The organism is Candidatus Nealsonbacteria bacterium, assembly GCA_011050465.1.
Lineage (GTDB): Bacteria > Patescibacteriota > Minisyncoccia > Minisyncoccales > RBG-13-36-15 > RBG-13-36-15.
In genome coordinates, this window is sequence record DRFQ01000009.1 from 292,694 (window position 1) to 312,591 (window position 19,898).

The 19,898-nt window shown below is 37.4% G+C and carries 20 protein-coding genes; 3 read left to right on the top strand and 17 right to left on the bottom strand.

Going from position 1 to position 19,898, the window contains the following annotated elements; all coding sequences use genetic code 11:
- Positions 1-71: 71 nt before the first annotated feature.
- The 3 genes from ENH66_03455 to rpsB all read right to left on the bottom strand — a co-directional run bounded on the left by ENH66_03455 (position 72) and on the right by rpsB (position 1,951).
- Positions 72-458 (bottom strand): hypothetical protein, encoded by a 387-nt coding sequence (locus ENH66_03455; protein ID HDZ54725.1) that lies wholly within the window; start codon positions 456-458, stop codon positions 72-74.
- Between the two features lies 1 nt (position 459).
- Positions 460-1,044: an elongation factor Ts gene (locus ENH66_03460; GenBank protein ID HDZ54726.1), complete on the bottom strand. Its 585-nt coding sequence runs from the start codon at positions 1,042-1,044 to the stop codon at positions 460-462.
- 61 nt (positions 1,045-1,105) lie between these two features.
- Positions 1,106-1,951 (bottom strand): 30S ribosomal protein S2, encoded by an 846-nt coding sequence (rpsB, locus tag ENH66_03465; GenBank protein HDZ54727.1) that lies wholly within the window; start codon positions 1,949-1,951, stop codon positions 1,106-1,108.
- A 136-nt stretch (positions 1,952-2,087) separates the two neighbouring features.
- Here rpsB and ENH66_03470 point away from each other — a divergent pair, with 136 nt between their 5' ends.
- From ENH66_03470 to ENH66_03480, 3 genes are all read left to right on the top strand, one after another.
- The gene (locus tag ENH66_03470) at positions 2,088-3,113 is read left to right on the top strand and encodes a magnesium transporter (protein ID HDZ54728.1); all 1,026 of its coding nucleotides are present in this window, start codon (positions 2,088-2,090) and stop codon (positions 3,111-3,113) included.
- Positions 3,110-3,490 carry a metallopeptidase family protein gene (locus ENH66_03475; protein HDZ54729.1) on the top strand — a complete coding sequence of 127 codons (381 nt, stop codon included), beginning with the start codon at positions 3,110-3,112 and terminating at the stop codon, positions 3,488-3,490. The genes ENH66_03470 and ENH66_03475 overlap by 4 nt, the downstream gene beginning before the upstream one ends.
- A 133-nt stretch (positions 3,491-3,623) precedes the next feature.
- Entirely contained in the window at positions 3,624-4,565 is a 942-nt protein-coding gene (locus tag ENH66_03480; protein ID HDZ54730.1) for a hypothetical protein, read from the top strand.
- A gap of 57 nt (positions 4,566-4,622) precedes the next feature.
- Here the strand turns inward: ENH66_03480 and ENH66_03485 are convergent, their stop codons facing one another.
- The 14 genes from ENH66_03485 to ENH66_03550 all read right to left on the bottom strand — a co-directional run bounded on the left by ENH66_03485 (position 4,623) and on the right by ENH66_03550 (position 19,873).
- Positions 4,623-5,063: a ribonuclease HI family protein gene (locus ENH66_03485; GenBank protein HDZ54731.1), complete on the bottom strand. Its 441-nt coding sequence runs from the start codon at positions 5,061-5,063 to the stop codon at positions 4,623-4,625.
- Between the two features lie 20 nt (positions 5,064-5,083).
- Positions 5,084-6,949: a glycoside hydrolase family 15 protein gene (locus ENH66_03490; protein HDZ54732.1), complete on the bottom strand. Its 1,866-nt coding sequence runs from the start codon at positions 6,947-6,949 to the stop codon at positions 5,084-5,086.
- A gap of 25 nt (positions 6,950-6,974) precedes the next feature.
- On the bottom strand, positions 6,975-8,135 hold the full coding sequence (locus ENH66_03495; GenBank protein ID HDZ54733.1) for a hypothetical protein: 1,161 nt from the start codon (positions 8,133-8,135) through the stop codon (positions 6,975-6,977).
- Positions 8,136-8,575: 440 nt separating this feature from the next.
- A complete protein-coding gene (locus ENH66_03500) occupies positions 8,576-9,616 on the bottom strand; it encodes a phosphoglycerate kinase (protein HDZ54734.1) in 1,041 nt (346 codons plus the stop codon).
- On the bottom strand, positions 9,613-11,250 hold the full coding sequence (locus ENH66_03505; GenBank protein HDZ54735.1) for a hypothetical protein: 1,638 nt from the start codon (positions 11,248-11,250) through the stop codon (positions 9,613-9,615). Before ENH66_03505 ends, ENH66_03500 begins: the two co-directional genes overlap by 4 nt.
- 78 nt (positions 11,251-11,328) lie before the next feature.
- The gene (locus ENH66_03510) at positions 11,329-12,633 is read right to left on the bottom strand and encodes a hypothetical protein (GenBank protein ID HDZ54736.1); all 1,305 of its coding nucleotides are present in this window, start codon (positions 12,631-12,633) and stop codon (positions 11,329-11,331) included.
- A gap of 99 nt (positions 12,634-12,732) precedes the next feature.
- Positions 12,733-13,761, bottom strand: coding sequence for a hypothetical protein (locus ENH66_03515; GenBank protein HDZ54737.1), 1,029 nt, complete (start codon positions 13,759-13,761; stop codon positions 12,733-12,735).
- 142 nt (positions 13,762-13,903) lie between these two features.
- Positions 13,904-14,794 carry a protein translocase subunit SecF gene (gene secF / locus ENH66_03520; protein HDZ54738.1) on the bottom strand — a complete coding sequence of 297 codons (891 nt, stop codon included), beginning with the start codon at positions 14,792-14,794 and terminating at the stop codon, positions 13,904-13,906.
- A gap of 1 nt (position 14,795) precedes the next feature.
- A complete protein-coding gene (locus ENH66_03525) occupies positions 14,796-15,950 on the bottom strand; it encodes a methionine adenosyltransferase (protein HDZ54739.1) in 1,155 nt (384 codons plus the stop codon).
- A gap of 80 nt (positions 15,951-16,030) precedes the next feature.
- Entirely contained in the window at positions 16,031-17,491 is a 1,461-nt protein-coding gene (gene secD, locus ENH66_03530) for a protein translocase subunit SecD (protein HDZ54740.1), read from the bottom strand.
- Positions 17,492-17,665: 174 nt separating this feature from the next.
- Entirely contained in the window at positions 17,666-18,157 is a 492-nt protein-coding gene (locus tag ENH66_03535; protein ID HDZ54741.1) for an NUDIX domain-containing protein, read from the bottom strand.
- A 37-nt stretch (positions 18,158-18,194) separates the two neighbouring features.
- Complete coding sequence (locus tag ENH66_03540) at positions 18,195-18,713, bottom strand: NUDIX domain-containing protein (protein ID HDZ54742.1); 519 nt, start codon at positions 18,711-18,713, stop codon at positions 18,195-18,197.
- 330 nt (positions 18,714-19,043) lie between these two features.
- Positions 19,044-19,583, bottom strand: a complete 540-nt coding sequence (gene yjjX, locus ENH66_03545; GenBank protein ID HDZ54743.1) for an inosine/xanthosine triphosphatase — start codon at positions 19,581-19,583, stop codon at positions 19,044-19,046.
- A 17-nt stretch (positions 19,584-19,600) separates the two neighbouring features.
- Positions 19,601-19,873: a hypothetical protein gene (locus ENH66_03550; GenBank protein ID HDZ54744.1), complete on the bottom strand. Its 273-nt coding sequence runs from the start codon at positions 19,871-19,873 to the stop codon at positions 19,601-19,603.
- Between the last annotated feature and the right edge of the window lie 25 nt (positions 19,874-19,898).

Here is a 19,898-nt window from a genome sequence, read left to right on the forward strand (position 1 = left end):
CCGCTGCTCTGCTATTGAGCCACCTCAGCACAAAAAGGGCGGGGTTGCTCTTCCGTTGAACTATCCTGACATCAGTCACTTTCTCCCAGATCGCGTGGAGAATCTTTGCCTCTTTGGCTGGTTGAATTTTTTAATTCTTTCCAATAATTGTCATTCTCTATCTCTTTTTCCTTTCGAGCATTCTTTCTTAACTGTTGAAGCCAGTATGAAGTTTTATTTTCAGTTTTCAAGGTTAAAATTCTAACTTTAGAAAGAATTTTTTGTAAAAAAACTTCTGAAGAAAAAGGCTTTAAAAAACGAATTTCTAGGGTTTTATTTTTTAATTTAAGAAATAAATTCTCTTGAGAATCCTGAGTGTTTGGAGATAAAGAAATGAGGATCGGAATTTTTTTCAAAAAAATTAACAGCATTCCAAAAAAACTAAGAATGAACACGATTAATGCGAAAATTTCTGCCATTTTATATTTCGTATCTTACGAATTTTTTAATAATAATATTTTCGCCAAATTTGGCAATATGCTCATCAATAAGACTCTTGATGGTTTTATTTTGATCTTTAATCCAAGCCTGGGAAAGAAGAGAAATTTCTTCTTTGTATTTGTTTAATTTCCCTTCAACAATCTCATTGATTATTTTTTGAGGCTTACCAGAATTCTTTAGTTGCTCCTGGTATATATTCTTTTCACCATGAATAAATTCTTCTGGAATGTCTTCAACTTTAAGATAAAGAGGTTTCATGGCCGCAATTTGAAGACAAATCTCATGGGCCAATCCCTGAAACTCAGATGATTTTGCTACAAAGTCAGATTCAGAATGGATATTTAATAAAACCCCAATTTTTTTGTTGGGATGTAAATAGCTTTCGATAGTTCCTTCTTTCGCCTCTCTTTTTGATTTCTTGCCGGCCAATTCTCCCCCCCACTTCCTTAAAGTTTCTTTAGCTTGCTCGATATCGCCTCTAGTTTCCATTAAGGCTTTCTTGCATTCAGCAATAGAAACCCCGGTCTCTTCTCTTAATTGTTTAATTTTCTCAATTGAAACCATAGTTAAAAAAACAGTAAACAGAGAACAGTAGATAGTGGACAGCAGGCAATCAATATTGTAATTAAATCTCCTGTTCTTTGCTTCCTGTTTTTTGTTCTTTGTTTTCTGCTTTCTGCTCTCTATCCTTTACTTCTTGCTTTGCCTTTAATATCACTTCTTTAACCTTTCCAAAAATGTATTTCAGCGAAGAGATAGCGTCATCATTGGCAGGAATTGAATAGTCAACTAAAGTGGGATCAGTATTAGCGTCGCAGATTCCAATCACCTTTAATCCTTTCTTTCTAGCCTCTTCAATGGCTAAAGCATCCTTTTTTATATCCACAATAAAAATGGCGTCTGGAATTCGAGACATTTCTTTAATTCCTTCAAATTTTATCCTCAGCTTTTGAAGTTCTTTATCAAACTCTAATCTTTCTTTTTTCGTATATTTTTCAAGTTCTCCTGTCTCTTTTTTTCTTTCCAAATCTTTAAAATATTCGACCCTATCTTTAATCACTTTAAAATTTGTCATAGTTCCTCCCAGCCAGCGCTCAACAACATAAGGAAAACCAGTTTCGGCTGCCATTTCCTTGACCAAATCTTTAGCCTGAATTTTTGTTCCTACGAAAAGTATGGTTTTATTTTCTAGAATCAGCTTTTGAATAAAGCCCAAAGTTTCTTTTAGTTTTTCTGCTGTTTTTTCCAGATCAAAAATATGAATAGAACTTCTTACTCCAAATAGATAGGGTTTCATTTTGGGATGGGTTCTGGAGGTCTGGTGGCCAAATTGCAAGCCAGCCCGAAGCATCTCTTCGGGATCAATTTTAAATTCATTCTCTTTGGTCTTTTTCTTAAGATTTATCTTTTTCTCGATATCTTTTATTGGGTTTTCTTTAGTCTTTTTTGAATTTTCTTTGATCTTTTCCATAATAACAGTTCTTTTAAGATAGCATCTATTTTTTGGAATGGCAAGCCCTCCTAAGTTCACCTCTGCGGCGAATTTGGGAGGGCAAGCCCTCCTAAGTTTCTTTTGAAATTTTAGAAGGCAAGGGTATAATAAATTAATGGAAAACTCAACTCCAAAATTTATAAGGAGCTCTCATCTAAAATCTGACATGGCTGGAGTCATTATGCTCCCTATTTCTAAGGTTCCTGTGGTGAAGACTACCGATACAATCTCTGAGATAGAAAAGAATCTTTTAAAAAAGATAGAAAATTTGGATACCATTAATTATATTTATATTGTAGATAGTGAGCAGAAGTTAAAGGGTGTAATCTCCATCAAAGAAATTTTCCTAAAATCGAAAGAAACTGTAGTTTCAGAAATAATGGATAGAAAATTAGTAAGAGTCCGCCTCCGGACTGATCAAGAAAGAGTTGCCCTCTTGGCCGTCAAATATAATTTAAAGGCAATTCCGGTGGTTGATAAAACCGAAAAATTATTGGGAGTAGTTTCTTCTGATATTATTCTGGGTATTCTGTATAAAGAAGCAACCGAAGATATTTTAAGACTTGCCGGTGTTGAACGGTTTAATGAAAACATACTTGATATTACTAAACAACCGAGCAGAATAATTATTTTAGCTCGACTTCCCTGGCTGCTAGTAGGATTAACGGGCGGTATTTTTGCTGCCAAAATCCTGGGGTTTTTTGAGACAACTTTGGAGGCTCAAATCATTTTCGCTTTCTTCATTCCGGTAATGCTTTATATGGCAAATGCTGTAGCAATTCAAAGTCAGACAATATTTATTAGAAGTCTAACATTGAATCCTGAGTTAAAAACCACAACTTATTTCTCAAAAGAGATCAAGATTGGCGGATTTATTGCCTTAGTATGTGCCTTACTGTTTACCTTAATTTCTTTTTTCTGGCAAACTTCTCCTTTCATCGGAGTTATTTTAGGATTATCAATGTTTATTTCTACTACTTGGGCAGTAGCTCTGTCTATTATTATTCCCTGGCTCTTACGAAGCTTTAAAAAAGACCCGGCAATCGGCTCAGGTCCCTTCAGCACGATTGCCAATGATATTTCAACTCTCATTATTTATTTCAGTATAGTCTCTTTAATGACGAAGTTCTTTTCAATATGAAAAAAGAAGATTTCGAAAAATTAGTTGGTCGGGCTCTAAAAGAAATGCCAAAAGAAATTTTTGAGAGAATGGAAAATGTGGCAATTGTTATTGAAAAAAAACCCTCCTCCAAACAACTCAAGAAAAGTGAAATAAGGGCAGGTAATCTTCTTTTGGGATTGTATCAAGGAGTTCCAAAAACTACTTGGGGCCGAGGGTTTGGCAATATTCTGCCAGATAAAATCACTATTTTTCAAGAATCGGTCGAAAGATTAGCCCGTTTTGAAAATAAAATTTTAGGAATTCTCAAAAATACTATTCTCCATGAAATTGCTCATCATTTCGGCTTTGATGAAAAAGCAATAAGGACATTGGAGAAAAAACGAAAGTCGAAATAAAGATAAATCTTTAATAAAATCGTTTGCCCCGGTCAAAGACTGAGGCATTTTTTAAATTGACGGATTTTCTCTAAGATGATACAACAAAAATAAGGAAGTTAGCTCTTACTGTACGTTAAAAACACGAAGGGAGATCAAACTCGTGAGAATTTTGAAAGCGCCTGCCTGGTTCATCAAGCTGCTTAAGGGTCTATCATTATTTCTATTGGTTCGGATAATCTATCTGGTTTTTCGTAAACGTTCCTTTAGCGTTAGAATAAAATTTGCTGTTTTCGCCACGATTTTAATTTTCTTATGTTATAAAAAAGGCAGAGAAAGAATTCGAAGCAATATATCATTGATTCGTCCCGATTTGAGCGAGAAGGAAAGAAACCGAATCGCCTGGCAACTTGCAAGAACATTGGCTCGCTCCTGGGGGGCTATGCTCGGCAATGAGTTTACAAGCCTGGAAGAGATGGCAAGGAGAATAAAAACTAAAAACTCTGAAATTCTGCTTGATCGTTATAAGAAAGGTGAAAAAATCGTCGTAGCAGTAGCTCACGTAGGACCGATTGATGAAATGTTTGGAGTAATTCCTCTTTTTGGGGTAAAGGTTTACATTCCAGCTGAACCTATCAAACCAAAATGGCTTTTTAACTTAATGATGCGCCTAAGGCTTCGTTTTGGCGATATTGTTTATGAAGAAGTGAAAAAAGGAAAAATCCTTCCCAATGCAGCTCATCACTTGCTTGATGGAAGGATTGTGGTCCTGGCCATCGATATGACAAGGCAAGACGACAGTGGAGTAATTTGCAGAATTGGCAATGCCCAGGCAAGATTTCCGGTAGGGGCAGTAAAATTAGCTCTTGAAGAAGAAGCTACCATTATTCCTATCTTTCCTTCTTTAACAAAGGATAATAAAACACAAATAGAGATTGGTTCACCTTTCCGACTAATCAGAACTGGCAACATGAAGAAAGATATTGAAAACAATACCCGTCGGTTGATTGAGGTGGTTTACGCTCCCTACTTTTTGAAAAACTTGGACAGTTGGCTAAGGCTGTTGTGGAGTAAGCTAGAACCAGCCGAAGCCTAAAATGAAAAAGCCTTGATTTAGTAACGATCAAGGCTTCTTTTTAATTCGAGAAGTAATTTAAAGCAATTTTTGAACGGCTTTTGAAGCGTCTAAAGCCTCATTCACCAATCTGTCGGCTTCTTTGTTTTTGTCTCTTGGAATTGATTTGAAATTCACTTTTTTAAAATCGAGTTTCAGATTCCAGACCTCCAGAAAAAGGAGTTGAATTTTAGGATCTAAAATCTTATACTTGCCAGATAATTGTTTTACCAAAAGCTCAGAATCTGATTTTATCTCAATGTCTGTGTTTTTAGCTAATTTTTTTCCGAAAAGAGCTTTAAATTTTTTCAAAGCGAAAATACAAGCCTTGTATTCAGCTTCGTTATTGGTCGCTTCTCCTAAATATTCAGAATATTCTTTAATCTTTTGCCCTTTTTGATTACAAAAGACAGCTCCGATAGCTGAGGGCCCAGGATTACCACGAGAGCCACCGTCTATATAGATTATTATTTTCTTCATAAAATTATACTAATTACAGTTTATAATTTTACTCGAAGATAAAATCTTCTTTTGGATTTCAGTTTATCAAAAAAATTCAAAAATATTTTCAAGGGAAGATTAAGAACATTCAAAAATCCAAGAGTATATCTCCTTTCCTTTAAACTTAACAGTATTTCTACAAACATTGAGTGATTAAAAGCCTGAGGGAAGTTACCGTGCTGCTCTCCCTTGATGGGATCGAAATGCTCTGCACATAAATACAGGTCGGTGCTTGATCTTATGCAGGCATCTATATATTTTTTTGCTTTTTGTATATTTCCTGTTCTTATATGATGGGAAGCAAGCCACAGAGTCGGCAGATAGAAAGGTAAGCTCGCATCTTCAAATCTCTTTACCCCAAACCCCTTGGTCACCAGCTTTTCTTCTATCAATTTTACTGTTCTGCGCATCTTTGAGTGACGCGGATCTAAAAAACCGTAATCTTCTATGGCAAGGACAGAGATATCTATCTGGGAATCATTATCATAGAGTTGTAAAAAGGACCTTCTTTGACTTGACCATCCTTCTTTTAAGATATCGCCCCTAAGAGAATCTCTGGCTCTTTCCCATCTTGGTCTTAGCCTTTTTCCTAAAATTTCTCTAATTCTTAATGCAGATTCTATGCCTGCATAACACATCACCTTTCCATAAACCCATTGGGCTCTCTTTTTGTGCTCTCTTTCTCTTAGTTCCCATAATCCATTTTCGGGTCTCCTGTAGTTCTGCGCAATCCAATCAGCAGCCCTGGTAATCTTTCTCCAGTATTCTCGAAGAAACCTCTTATCTTTGGTGAAAAGATAATATAAATATGTTAGGTATAAAACGCTGCCTTCATTATCCAGCTGAAGTTGATTTCTGGCGGCATTGCCTATCCTCATAATTTCTTCTCCTGTTTCTATTATAATCTCTTTTTTAAGTCTTTTACCTTCTATCGTATATAGTGGCAGCCAACTACCATCTGATCCCTGAATAGAATATAAGAATTCTAACAAATCCCTAACTTCTTCGTAGTGGCCTGTTTTTAGAAAAGCGCGGGATATAAAATAACTATCACGAAGCCAACAAAATCTATAATCCCAATTTTCGGCCGTGGTAGACGCTGCGGGAAAAGAGGCTGTGGGAGCGGCCAGAAAAGCTCCTGTTTTGTGATATGTCAAAAGCTTACAAACCAACAAAGAACGGTAATACATGCCATCATATTCTTTGTCTTTGAACAATATTCTTTTTCCTCTTGACAACCAATTTCTCCAAAAATCTTCAGTTTTCTCAAGTTCGTTTTTTATATTAACTTTTTTAACCTTACTAAGTAAATATTCTGCCCTAGATCTAGTTTCTCCATAAGACAACGCCATAAAAACCTCTCTACTTTTTCTCGCTCTTAGTTCGATAAAATTCTTTTCTATATAAACTCCAAGAACAAAACCCTTGCCTTCAATATAATCTTTCTCTTTCAGCTCTCCCCTCTTTTCTGTAGCCAAGCTTATTTTAATGCTCTTTTTCCGCCTCGTTTTGTTCTGTAATTCTATGATCCGGAATATGTATCTTTTGTCTCGAATAGTCTCTGAAATTCCTTTCCAAGGCATAAAATCTGTAATCTTTAGCTTTATTGGCCTGTATTCTATTTCTGTCACTAAAATATTTGTATTCTTAATATATTTCTGACTAAACTCTTTGGGTAAGATTTTTTCCTCGCCGTCTAATATTTCTATATACAAAGACTCGCCTAATTTCTGATTCAAGGCTTTAGAAAAAATCATATTGCCGTCAAAAGTTGGCAAACAAAGCCAATCAATACTCCCCGTGGGAGAGATTAAGGCGCAAGTTTCTCCGTTACCTATAATGCCGTAATATGATTCTCGATCCATGTCTTTATTATAAGCTCTTTAAGATTTACTTTTCAAAATCTTGGTGAGTAAAATGATTAATTAGGCATTTTTTAAACTTTTCTAGGTTTTTATTTTCTAATTTGAAACCGGCCGCCTGAGGATGTCCCCCAAAAGTCTTTAAAAATTCCCGGCATTCAAGCATGGCCTTTACTCCATTTACTCCTTTTGGCGTTCTCACCGCTCCCTGGCTTTCCTCTTTGTTTTCTTTGAAAATAAAAGTAGGTTTCCGGAAGGAAGCATAAACTTTTGAAGCTATCGGCCCAACTAGAAAAGACGGCCAGGAGGAATCTCCTTCAAAAATAATAATATTCGTTAAATTCTCGGAGATCCTTTCTTCTATCTCCTGAACTATTTCTTGGGTTTTTATCTTTTTCTGCTTAGCTTTTTCAAGAAGATTTATGGCTAAGATTTTGGCCTCCTCTTGAGAAGAACTGCTTAAAAGCGCATAAGATTCGTGAAGATGATTCTGGGATCCTCCGGCATTAACGGCAAAAATAATTTTTTGAGCAATTTGTCTCGTTGATTTATAATCTTTTATCGAATCTATTTCAAAAAAAACTTTTAAACCCGGCCTCCAGCTTGATTCTAACAGCCTCAAACCCTCTTCAATAATATCTTTATTTTCTTCAATCTCTGGCATCATATCAGCTATGGTGGCTAAAGCTGTAAGTTCTAAAAAATTTTCAATCAAGCTCTGATTATCCTTCTTCTTTAAAAGAAGTTTGGAAAGCTTAAAAGCAATTAAGACCGTAGCAACTTGTTTAAAAGATTTATCGCCTTTCTGCTTGGGATCAACGATAATAGAAGCCTTGGGTAATTTCTCTAAAATTTCATGGTGATCAATAATAATAACTTCAAAACCTAATTTTTTTGCTATTTCCGTTTCTTCGAAATTGCTTATTCCGCAATCTAAAGCAATAAAAAGAGCCGGGGCTGACTTTGATAAAAAAGCCAAAGCTTTTTTGTTGATTCCATATCCTTCTTTTCCCCTGTCAGGAAAATAAATGTTTTCAATCTTTCCCCCCAAACTTTTGATTGCCTCTTTTAAAATAATAACCGATGCTATCCCGTCAAAATCAGCATCGCCATATAAAATGATTTTCTCTTTATTTTTTATTGCGATTATTATCCTATCGGCAGTTTTTTTTAAATTTTTAATTTCCATAAACGCGGTACCAATCTACCCTGGTACTACAAATCCTCAGGATTTGAGTACCCCATACTATCCGCCTCCGGCGGAAGTACGGGGCACGCGGGGCATATCCTCGAGCGCTTGTCCCGCCTGCCCCGCACCATCCTGAGCGATAACGAAGGATTGGTGCGGAGTACCATCCGAACGAAGTGAGGATTGGTATAGGGCGAATAACATACGAATAATACGAATTTTTGTCGAAGAGCTAAAAAAGCCATTTTGGCCCATTATTTTTTTATCTAAAGCGAGGCAACTGATTACAGGAAACGAAAACCATTAAGTGAGGCAATTGCTGAAAAGGACATCCACAGGCTCGCGGCCACGGTGTCGCCTTCGGCGACGAGCGAGCCGAGGACTAGGTAGAATTTCTCGGTGGGAAATTCTACGGTCCTTTGAAGCAGATTGCTGAACGATTATTTCAATGCTTCTATTCCTGGCAATTTCTCGCCCGAAAGAAAAGTTAGCATTGCTCCGCCACCGGTAGAAACATGGGTGAATTTACTTGTCAGATCAAGTTTTCCGATAAATTCAACGGTCTCTCTCCCGCCAGCAACCGAAAAGGCCCGGCTTTGGGCAATGGCTTTGGCAATCTCTTCTGTCCCCTTAGAAAAACTTTTCTCTTCGATTCTTCCCAAAGGACCATTCCAAAAAATAGTTTTAGCCAAAGAAATTTTTTCTTGAAAAAGCTTTATGGTTTCAGGTCCAATATCCTGTCCTCCGCCTATTTTATCTACTGGTTTTATAATCTTTTCAGGATATTTTAATTTGATATTTTTTTCTTCTAATTCTTTCTGTATTAATCCTCCAATAAGCACAAAATCAGCATTCTCTGAAATCTTATCAATCAATTTTGTTTTTGTCTTTACTTTTTTGCCACCGACAATAGCTACCAATGGCCTTGAGGGATCTTCCAGTAGTTTCTCTAAATTGTTAATCTCTCTTTCTAAAAGAATCCCGGCTCCTGATGGAATATATTTTGAAATACTGGCAATAGAAGCATAATCCCTGTGAGCCTGCCCAAAAGCCTCCATTATAAAAATATCGGCATAACCAGCCAATGTTTTTGCAAATTCTAAATCATTCTTCCTTTCTCCGGGATGAAACTGGACATTTTCTAATAAAATCGCCTCTCCCGGTTTCATTTTTTCTATTTCTGTCTCTACTATTTTCCCGACGCAGTCTTCTAGTTTTTTCACGGATAGAAACAACAACTCTGACAACCTAACGGCTATGGGATCTAAACGTAATTCTTCTACCACCTTACCGTCTGGTCTTCCCAAATGACCCATTAAAATTATTTTTGCCCCTTTCTTGAGCAGGTATTTAACGGTAGGAATTATTGCTTTTATTCTAAGGTCATCTAAAATGTTCTCTTGTTTATCCAGGGGAACATTGAAATCACACCTTACCAGAACTCTTTTATTCTTGAAATCGAAATCCTTTACTGTCTTCATTCTTGGGAATCTTTATTTTCTCTTTTTTTTAAAGCTTCTCCTAAAGTTTTCTTTAATTCTTCCAGATTCACCTCTTTCCTTTTTCTCGGAGTATTAGAAGAATTTTTTTGTTCTTTTCTAAAAGAAGAAAAAGAAATTGGTTCTTTCTTCAGGACTTCATCGAGAGAAAGAGGAGGGGTTTTTTGTTCTTCTGGTTTGGCCTTTTCTTTCTCTATTTTTCCTCGGCAAGATTTACAGTAAACAGGCCTCTTGCCATCAGGAGGAAAGACAACTTTTGTTCGCTTCCCGCATTTTGAGCACTGGGCATCATAAAGAGGCTGAGAAGCGGCAGGAGAAGAAATCCCTGATAATTTTACCGAACTTACCCAGCGACCGATTTTATCCTCGACTTTATCTCGTGGCATACTGTATCTTTCTCGAGAAGCTTTAATAATCTTTTCTCTATTCGATTTTTCCATCTTTGGGATAGGAGGAAGCGTTTCGGCCGAAAAAGGAGCACTGGCTACTCCATCTATCATTAATTTTATATAAATATTGTATTTGGCTAAATTAACTAAATCCTGAACGGTAAATTCAGGAAGAAACTCTTTTTCCAAAAATTCACCGTCCTCTGCTCCAACTCGGAAAGCGATTAAAGTTCCGATATTACCAAAAACAGCATCTCTGACTTCTTCTTCCATTTGGGCAATATATTGATGACCTAAAATTAAATCCAGCCTATATTTCCGAGCCTCAGATAAAATATTAACAAAAGATTCTGTGGCAAAGTTTTGGAATTCATCGACATATAGATAAAAATCTTTCCTTTCTTCTTCTGGTACGTCCACCCGAGACATAGCAGCTAACTGCAGCTTGGTAATTAAAAGGGCTCCCAACAACCTAGAATTATCTTCTCCAATTCTTCCTTTAGATAAATTCAAAATTAAAATTTTTTCTTTATCCATAATTTCCCTCATATCAAGCAATGATTTGACCTGACCAATAATATTCCGAATCAAAGGAGCAGAAATAAATTGGCCAACTTTATTTTGAATGGCAGCTGTCGCCTCAACTTCATAACGTTGAGTGTAGCGAGCAAATTCTTGGGTCCAGAAGGTTTTAATTATGGGGTCTGTAATCCTTTCCACCACCTTTTTCCTGTAGTCCGGATCAGCCAACATCCGATTTATTCCCAATATAGTTGAGCCTGGATATTCTAAAAGAGCTAAAATAGAATTGTTTAAAATGTATTCCATTCTGGCCGACCAAACATCCGGCCAGATTTTTTTAAAAACTCCCATTAAACCAGCAGAAACTAAATGACGGTTCTCGGGACTAACCTTCTCCATAATGTTGAAAGCAATGGGACATTCTATATCGGCCGGATTAACATAAACTACGTCGTTAATTCTAGAAGAAGGAATAAGATCAAGTAACTTTTCTGCAGCCTCTCCGTGGGGATCAACAAAGCCTACCCCCCGGCCTTTCTGAATATCCTGAGCTGCCATATTCTCAAGTAATACTGTTTTACCCATACCGGTTTTCCCGATAACATAAACATGTCTTCTTCTGTCATCTTGTTTAATCCCAAACTTCTTCCTTATATTCCTAAAAGTGGTTTCAGCAAAAAGAATTGGCTGATCTATTTTATTCATAATGATTTTTCGTCATTTAAAAAAGCTGCAATTTGATTCTCACCTATGTCTTTAAAGCTCTAATTAAACTATTTACGCCTACTCTGTGGGTAGTTCGGGAGGAGCTTCTTTTCTTTTGACTTCTGTCCTGGAAACACGGGGAGCGGGAGCTACTATTTTGCTTGGAAAATGAAATAAAGTGGCGACTTCTTCGGTGTTCAGAACAAAAATTCCTTTTTTACTCGGGTGAATGCCTCCTTTGAAATATCTTCGCCACCATCTGTGGCCGGGAGCCGGATCCCGGCTCTTATAAAACCTCAACATTCTTCTTTTCCTCAGATAGGTTCGTCTTTTAACCAACAAAAACATAATTCTTGTTCTGGTTTTTGCCCAAGGAGCAAAACTATTAAGGTTCATAACAGTCAAAGACCTTAAAAGCCCGTAAACTGCCTGGACTGCCGGGGCCGGGAAGAAAATATCCCGCTTTGCAAGATACATCATTCTCATGCTGACCTCAAAAGGAGGTTTGGCAATTTTATCGGCAATTGCCTTAACCCTCTCTTTTTCTTCATAAGTGAGCTGCATCTCTGGCATGCTCATTCTTTCTTCTTGAACCCGCTCTCCTGCCGGTTGTCCAAAAATCAAAACATCAGCTGCTTCCTGAATCATGGGTCTTTGAGCTTTTTTCTCTGGCCTTAACGCTATTTTATTTATCAAAGCTTCTCCTCTTTGTTTCCAGTCTAATTCTCCCATAAAAGGACAAATCATTATCTGGAACCACAACTGCTCATTTGGCCGAAGCCTGCTCAAGCCCTCCAGAAAAGCCGCCAAAGGATCTACTCTTTTCTCTTCTTTAATTTCTCTGGCTTCTTCAAATTTTGGATAGGTTTTAATTGGATAAACATCATGACTCCACAATCTAAGATCACGGCCCCACATGTCCCATTCCTCGTTTGGAAGATCGTAAGGAACATTATTAACATAATCTTTGGCCTCGGTAATTTCAGCGTCTGGATACTGAGCATAAATAGCAGCTTCAATCTGGGCGCGTGTTCTATCTGGGGTTTTAATAAAAAAGCGGACATCTCCTCCAAGGCCAACCATTTCTAAAGATAGCCAAAGAGGATATTGGCCGTCGATCCATTTTTGCCGCCAGTCAGGAGGATCATAAATTGCATGAAAACCAGCCATCACATACTCCATTGCTTTTATTGGCTTCATGGTCTCTTTGGGAAGTTTAATCTCAAGTAAAACCCATTTAATCTTGCTAAGCCAAACTGTATTTCTCCACCAAAGAAAAAAAGACAAAAATGGCCCAAATAAAAGAAAAGGAAGAACTAACCACCACCAAGTTTCAATAATTTGCCGGGCAGAGTTTAAAAAAAAGGATAGAGATTCAGGCATGTAGTAACTTCTTGTAAATTGACTTTGTCAATTTAAACGCTTCCTGGGGGTCCCACTGAAAGTGGGCGACCGGAGGTCATAAATTGACCTTGTCAATTTTTAAGCCTTTTTTATAGAATAGCAGCCTTCAGAATTTTTTAGAAAATATTGTTTGTTCTGAAGATTTAATAAAATTGTGCTTGTTTTAACTAAACGCTGTTTTAAAACTTCTTTAACAATTTCTTCTTTGCCCAAAAATGTGCCTTTTTCTTCCAAGAGTTTCTTGATTATGTCTTTAACATAGCCCGGTTCATACCCCCACTCCTGAAGAGCGTAAACCCCCCGACCAACCAAAATAAATCTTGGGTCTTTGATAAGTTCATTATGAACGGTTTGTGAAAGAGCTCTCTTTTGGTTCTCAGGTTCTTGATAAAACTTTAATTGATCAATAAGGAGAGCCACCTTTCGAAAGTGGAGGGGCTTGTCTTCTTTTCTTAAAGCCAAAAAGGCCTTATCTTTCAGTCCCCGAGGGTTTATTTCCGGCCAGTCTTTCAGACCATAAAAATTATCTATCCCTCTTTCAATTTTTTTTGAGATTTCAATGAAAGCCAAAAAGGCCCTAGAATCAAGGGGTTTCTCTTTTTGAAAAATTTTATAAATTTGTTTGAAGAAGAGAGGCTCTTTTTTTTCTGCAAGTTTCTTGGTTAAAAAATTAATAGTTCCTTGAACTAAATTTAAGATTTTTTGATCGATAGTCCAGAAAGGATAAAACTCTTCTGTTTCACCAAAACGATAAAATTGATCGTTAAGGTTCAGAAGAAAAAAAAGATTTGGTTGAAATCTTTTTCCTCCCAGTTGAGAAAGTAAAATATCTTCTCTTTTTAGGCCGCCAGAATTTTTGAAATAGTGGGTTAAATATTTAAAAGCTTCCTGGCATCTATCCGTTCTTCGCTTTATTCGTGAGAGTCCGTCTTTTTCAATCTGGCGGGTTCTTTCACGGGTGATATTATGGCTCTGGCCGATTGATTCTAAAGTTTCTCTTTGCCCGGTTCTAAAACCAAAACGTCGAGAAATTACCTCTTTAGTTCGGGGTGAAAGATCTCTTAATAAATCCTGACAAATTTTTGAATAATTAATGGGATTTGACATAATTGTAACCTTTTCTAATGTTTATACCATATTTGTAGAATATATCAACCCCACCACCACTTTTTGTGAAATTCGTCTGGCCAGATGGACTACCAGAAAAGTGGCGGGGGGTCAACCCCCTTCACCTTCATCTATAAATACCCTATCTCTTCTTTTGTTTAAAGTTAAACCAGGTTACTAAAAGAGGACTGGCAATAAAAATTGATGAATAAGTTCCGCAGATAATTCCCAGGATTAAAATCAAAGAAAAATATTTTAATGTTTCTCCGCCAAAAAAGAAGATTGCCACCAAAACAAAAAGAGCCGTTAAAGAAGTGTTAATAGACCTCACCAAGGTTTGATTTAGGCTCGAATTTACTGTGTCCTGGAAATTTTCTTCTCTACCCCTCAAAAGATTTTCTCGCACTCTGTCGAAAACAACAATAGTGTCATTGATTGAATAACCCAAGACTGTCAGTAATCCTACAACTATTGGAATGGTTATCTGGATCGGATAGATTTGACTTAGAATAGAAAAAATTCCCAAAGGAATCAAAAGATTATGAAAAAAAGCAACAAAAACAGTAATGAGTCCGTACTGCCAAGAAGATAAGGGTCGGGACACCTTCCTGAAAGCAAAGGTCAGATAAAGAACAATTGCTAATAGAGCCAAAACAGTAAAAAATTTAGTTTTTTGTTTTAATTCCTGGCCAATAACTGGTCCGATTGATTCAAAACGTTGTTCTTTCACCTGGCCCAGCCTCTGAAGAATTGCCTGATGGGTTTCTTCATCAATATCTTTCATCCTCAAAATTAATGCTCTGTCTCCGGTTGGCTGTAAAACAATAGAACCCAAATCCAAATCGGCTAATTTCCCCTGGACTTCTTGATTTGAAGGGCGCTCTGCCCGGTATTCTATTTCTAAAATACTCCCTCCGGTAAAATCAATCCCCGGCCTCAAACCGAAAACAACCAAAGAAAAAATGCTTCCTAAAATTAGAACTCCGGAAAAAAAATAATAAAACTTGCGATATTTAATAAAAGGGATGTTCATCCTAGAGATATTTTAATAGTTCTTTAGTTTGATCTGTTTTTTCCCAAGTAAATTCTGGCTCTTCTCTGCCAAAATGGCCATAACAAGCGGTTTTACGATATATTGGTCTCTTAAGATCTAGCTGTTTTATAATATCGTCTGGCCTAAAGCTAAAATGTTCCCTTACAGCCTTGAGAATCTGCTCCTCAGAAATTCTATTAGTTCCGAAAGTTTGAATGAAGATGCTTACAGGATCTGCAACCCCAATAGAGTATGCAACCTGGATTTCACACTTGTCTGCTAACCCTGCAGCAACTATGTTCTTTGCAACATATCTTGCCATATAACTTCCACTTCTATCAACTTTTGTAATACACTTACCAGAAAAGCAACCACCACCATGTGCTCCAACGCCCCCGTAAGTATCAGTAATAATTTTCCTTCCCGTCAAACCTGCGTCAGCCGGGGGGCCTCCCAACACAAACCTTCCTGTAGAATTTATAAAGATTCTTGTTTCATCGTCTAACATATCTCCTAGCGCCGGATTTATAACAAATTCTTTTATATCTGCGCGGAGTTTTTCCAGCTTAACATCTTCTGAATGGTGCGCAGCTATCACCACCGTCTCAATTCTTTCTGGTTTACTATTATTGTACTGTACGGTGACCTGACTTTTTCCATCGGGCCTTAGGTAAGGTAAAGTCTTATTTTTTCGCACCTCAGCCAATCTCATAGTTAGTTTGTGTGCCAACATAATTGGCAAAGGCATTAACTGGGGTGTTTCGTTGCATGCATATCCAAACATAAGCCCTTGATCACCAGCGCCTTGCTCTTTGAACTCACCTGCCCCTTCTTCAACTCCTTGGGCAATATCTGGGCTTTGTTCGTGTAGGGTCACTATAACGCCAACATCATTATAACAAAAACCGTACTCAGGTTTATCGTAGCCGATATCTTTTAACACGTTCCTCACCACTACCGGAATGTTTACATACGCTTTTGTTTTCGCCTCTCCCCCAACTAAAATCAGCCCGGTTGTACAGAAACATTCTATTCCAGCATGTGTGTCTAAATCTTGTTTCAGCATATCATCATAAATCGCATCGCTAATCTGGTCGCAAACTTTATCTGGATGACCTTCTGTTACAGATTCAGAAGTAAAAAGAAAGTTTTTCACAGTTCAATTAACAATTAACAGTAAACAGTAAACATAAATTAAACTTGTTGTCTGCTGTCTGCTAAATGCTGATTACTTATTTATTTCCAGAGCCAGGTTATTCCTCTAAATTTAGTCTGGGCAAAGAATTTTAGAAAATGATTGGTAATAATAATAGCAGAAAACATGCTAAGCAAAACTCCAAATATCAAGGTTAAAGCAAATCCCTGGACAAAGCTCGTTCCAAAGAAAAACAGAATCAAACTAACAAGGATGGTGGTTATATTACCGTCTCTAATTGATGGCCAAGCCCTTCTTACTCCTTCTTCAATGCTTATAACGAGATCTTTTCCTTCTCTCAGTTCTTCTCTCATTCTGGAAAAAATCAGAATATTGGCGTCAACTGCCATACCAATTGACAGAACAAATCCACCAATTCCAGCTAAAGTCAAAGTAACAGGAATTAGTTTAAAAATGGACAAGATTAAAACAAGATAAATCCCCAAAGCCAAAGATGCCAAAACCCCGGGCAATCTATAAAAAAGAATCATAAATAAGATTATAGCTAATGCGCCAATGATTCCCGCTTTCAAGCTTTTTTGTAAAGACATTGCCCCCAGAGTAGGGCCCACTGTCTGCTGAGAGATTAACTTTATAGGAACGGGCAAGGCCCCTGAATTTAATCTTTGGATAATTTCTTTGGCCTTACTTATATTCATGTTTCCAGTAATGACTGCCCGGCCACCGGTGATTTTTCCTTGAACAATGGGAGCATAAAAATCATTGAACGTAATTTCATTATCACCGTCTGTATCTACAATTGACATTCCGTCTAGAAAAATAGCTAAAGGTTTTCCTATATTTCTTTCGGTTATTTCCTCGAATAATTCAGTCCCTTCCTCGGTAAACTGAAGTTGAATTTGGGGTTTACTGGTAGTTTGATCAAAAGAAAGCTGAGCCTTTTCTAAATATTTTCCAGTAAGTTGGGTCGGTTTAAAATAAGGGTTTTGGAAAGCCAGGTACCAATTTTCAATCTGCTGATATTCCTCAGGGTCTTTTCCCTCTAATTCTTTCTGCTTATCTAAAATAATTTGAGTTTCTTCATTAGCTCTCTGCTCTAGAAATTCAAGATAAGGAGTTTCGCCGATTATTTTAATGGCTTCTCCAACGTCTTTTATGCCGGCCAATTCAACAATCAACCGGTAATTTTCTCCCGCTTGCTGGGTCTGAACAATGGGTTCCTGTACTCCAAAAAGATTGACCCTCCTTTCGATAACATCTCTTAGTCCCTCCATGGCTTCTACGTATCTTTCTTTTTCAACTTTAGACAAATCAGCCTCATAAACAAGATGGCTTCCTCCCTGTAAATCTAATCCTAATCTGAAGGATATTTCTGGGAAATAAGGTAAATTAAATTTGGTTTGTTCGCCAAAGCTTTGGCGAAGACGAGAATTCAGAGAATCGACTCCAGAATTAAAATATTTTGGGAAGACCAAATTCCCGGCTAAAAAAGCTAAAACCAGGATTGAAATAATGATTAAGTTTAATTTCTTTTTTGGCATGTCCCGTAGTGAAATTCCGGCTTAAATCAATGAAACGAAATCTCTGTTTATGATTTATATAATGAGGATTTTTCTCTCTTTTCTATACCCCGCCGTCCTCCGGACGAACTGTCGAAATTCTACTACGGGGTATGTTTTTTTTATTCTAAATCAATTTCTTCTATTTGAAAATAGCTAAGCTCTTTTCCATTCTTCTCTCTCGCCCCTTTTCTTTTTCTCTGCCATTACCAGCTCATCATAAATTCCGTCAATAAGGCTGTATTTTTTTGCTTCTTCTAATCCTACCCAGACAAATTGATCCGATTCCTCTTTCTGAAGCTTTATATCACCTGAAACATAATCTGCCATACAGGAGATAACAAGCGACGGACTGCCATCTTGGTGGATTGTCGCAAGGCTTGTAACATATTCGATATTATCTATGTCGATTCCTACTTCTTCTTTTACTTCTCTGCGTAATGTTCGTTCAAGAACATTGTACCAATATTGCTCCGTATCTTTCGGTAATTGAAGATAATCATCGGTTTCCATCCTGCCTCCGGGCAAGGTCCACATCCCGGGAAACCGTTCCTTGTTTGGCGAACGTCTCGTAATGAGATATCTACCGTCTTTTACGATAATTGCCGTAATCGCGACCTCATGAAGATATTTATTTTTATTTTCCATAGCACTTTCTAATTTCCTTAAAGATAACTCACGGGAATCATTGCGCTTTCTTGAAGAATCTGATCGTGGCTGCAATCTCCTCGGTGATTCCCTTAATACAATTGTAATTTTTTACCTCCTCAGTGTTCACCCAGACATAGTCCGTAAAGGCACCTTGTTCTAATTGAACTTCGCCACTTTTATATCTCGCTGCAAACTTCACAAGAAGCACGGGGATTTCATCTGGCCTTATAAAGGCGACGCTATTTACGTATAATAACTTTTTATCGATCTCTATACCCGCTTCTTCTTTCGTTTCTCTGACTAATAATTTCTCGATGGCTGCTTCATAATCAAGCACATCATCGTTTAAACGGGTAGGATGACCAATGTCTAAATCCTGCCATTCGAGTTTTCCTCCCGGCACTCCATATTTTCCCGGATGCACCTTTTCTCTGTCGCTTCTTTTCAAAATCAAACAACGCCCGTCATTTTCCCGATATATGACTACATTGGCAACAAAATAGAATAACTTGTTTTCTTTTGCGTTTTGGAGGCTTATTTTCTTAGCTGGCATGCCCCGTTAGGAAATTAAATATTTTTAGTTGCTACTAGATTTAGACCTTTGGACATCTTTATTAATTCTGGAGGAATTACAAGGAGACGCGGAGCGACGACTGGTTTGATAGATATTGTTATTTACATAATCAAGGGTTTCTGAATGGAAAATATTTGAAAATGTCTATGTCCCAAGGAAATCTAATATTGAACGCACCATCTTGTCTTATCCACGAAAACCCTCTTGTTTCCTACGGGGCATGTCTATTTTTTTATTATCTTCATTGGCCATGATCTCCCTTCGTCCTTCGGCAAGCTCAGGACTACGGACGGGCAAAGCATTTTTATTTCATCCCACATCCACATGAATTAACGCCATCCTGATAGCCTCTTTCGTATATTCTTTTCTCATCAATCTGCCTTTTGTCATAATACCAACTAATCCTTCGGCAGATCCAATCTTACGGTTTTTTGTTATTCCTGCTTTATAGGCAGCCTCGTCCATATCTAATCCGTCATTGAGTATATAATTAATAACTTCTCTCGGCGCTTCCCACGCAGAAGAAAGGCCTAAATGATATTCTTTTCCGTCAAAAATCGCACATACGCATACATCCATGTACCCTGTCTTTGTATTCGGTACTGCCATTAAACCCGACTCAATGCCAAAGCTGTAATTACAATCTTTAAAAGCATTTTTTGCCCGATTCGTCGCGCCAGATACAGTTTCTTCCAAAGACTTAGGTTGGTCGTTCACTTCCGACAGTGCTTCTGTAAGAATAATCTCAGCATCTTTCAAATGGGGATAATCCTGTAGGATTTCCTTAAGAGCGTCTATTTTGACTTGATTTTTTGAACCGATATTAATTTTCATAATTTTACTTCCCATGGCATTTTCTCGCTTTCTTAACTGTCACGCGGGAGCTTTTCTTTCTTTTTCAGCCACATTTTTTTGAAAAATGGCATTGTGAGCGTGGACAACATAAACGCCACTGCAGGAACTACTGCATTAATCCATGGTTTAGAAATCTCTATCACCCAAAGATAAACTCCGATAGCTAAGTAGGTAAATACAGTCAATAAAATTCGCCTCGTCCAGCTTGTTTCCCATGATTTATCTATCTCAACCCGCTTGTTCCTTTCTTCAATTTTTTGGACTCGTTGTTCTAAATTTTCCATGTTATTTCCCATGGCATTTCTTATA

Excerpts from the sequence above, each read along its gene's own strand:
- ENH66_03455 (HDZ54725.1), bottom strand. The coding sequence starts at position 458 with ATGGCAGAAATTTTCGCATTAATCGTGTTCATTCTTAGTTTTTTTGGA.
- ENH66_03460 (HDZ54726.1), bottom strand. The coding sequence starts at position 1,044 with ATGGTTTCAATTGAGAAAATTAAACAATTAAGAGAAGAGACCGGGGTT.
- rpsB (HDZ54727.1), bottom strand. The coding sequence starts at position 1,951 with ATGGAAAAGATCAAAGAAAATTCAAAAAAGACTAAAGAAAACCCAATA.
- ENH66_03470 (HDZ54728.1), top strand. The coding sequence starts at position 2,088 with ATGGAAAACTCAACTCCAAAATTTATAAGGAGCTCTCATCTAAAATCT.
- ENH66_03475 (HDZ54729.1), top strand. The coding sequence starts at position 3,110 with ATGAAAAAAGAAGATTTCGAAAAATTAGTTGGTCGGGCTCTAAAAGAA.
- ENH66_03485 (HDZ54731.1), bottom strand. The coding sequence starts at position 5,063 with ATGAAGAAAATAATAATCTATATAGACGGTGGCTCTCGTGGTAATCCT.
- ENH66_03490 (HDZ54732.1), bottom strand. The coding sequence starts at position 6,949 with ATGGATCGAGAATCATATTACGGCATTATAGGTAACGGAGAAACTTGC.
- ENH66_03495 (HDZ54733.1), bottom strand. The coding sequence starts at position 8,135 with ATGGAAATTAAAAATTTAAAAAAAACTGCCGATAGGATAATAATCGCA.
- ENH66_03500 (HDZ54734.1), bottom strand. The coding sequence starts at position 9,616 with ATGAAGACAGTAAAGGATTTCGATTTCAAGAATAAAAGAGTTCTGGTA.
- ENH66_03505 (HDZ54735.1), bottom strand. The coding sequence starts at position 11,250 with ATGAATAAAATAGATCAGCCAATTCTTTTTGCTGAAACCACTTTTAGG.
- ENH66_03510 (HDZ54736.1), bottom strand. The coding sequence starts at position 12,633 with ATGCCTGAATCTCTATCCTTTTTTTTAAACTCTGCCCGGCAAATTATT.
- ENH66_03515 (HDZ54737.1), bottom strand. The coding sequence starts at position 13,761 with ATGTCAAATCCCATTAATTATTCAAAAATTTGTCAGGATTTATTAAGA.
- secF (HDZ54738.1), bottom strand. The coding sequence starts at position 14,794 with ATGAACATCCCTTTTATTAAATATCGCAAGTTTTATTATTTTTTTTCC.
- secD (HDZ54740.1), bottom strand. The coding sequence starts at position 17,491 with ATGCCAAAAAAGAAATTAAACTTAATCATTATTTCAATCCTGGTTTTA.
- ENH66_03535 (HDZ54741.1), bottom strand. The coding sequence starts at position 18,157 with ATGGAAAATAAAAATAAATATCTTCATGAGGTCGCGATTACGGCAATT.
- ENH66_03540 (HDZ54742.1), bottom strand. The coding sequence starts at position 18,713 with ATGCCAGCTAAGAAAATAAGCCTCCAAAACGCAAAAGAAAACAAGTTA.
- yjjX (HDZ54743.1), bottom strand. The coding sequence starts at position 19,583 with ATGGGAAGTAAAATTATGAAAATTAATATCGGTTCAAAAAATCAAGTC.
- ENH66_03550 (HDZ54744.1), bottom strand. The coding sequence starts at position 19,873 with ATGGAAAATTTAGAACAACGAGTCCAAAAAATTGAAGAAAGGAACAAG.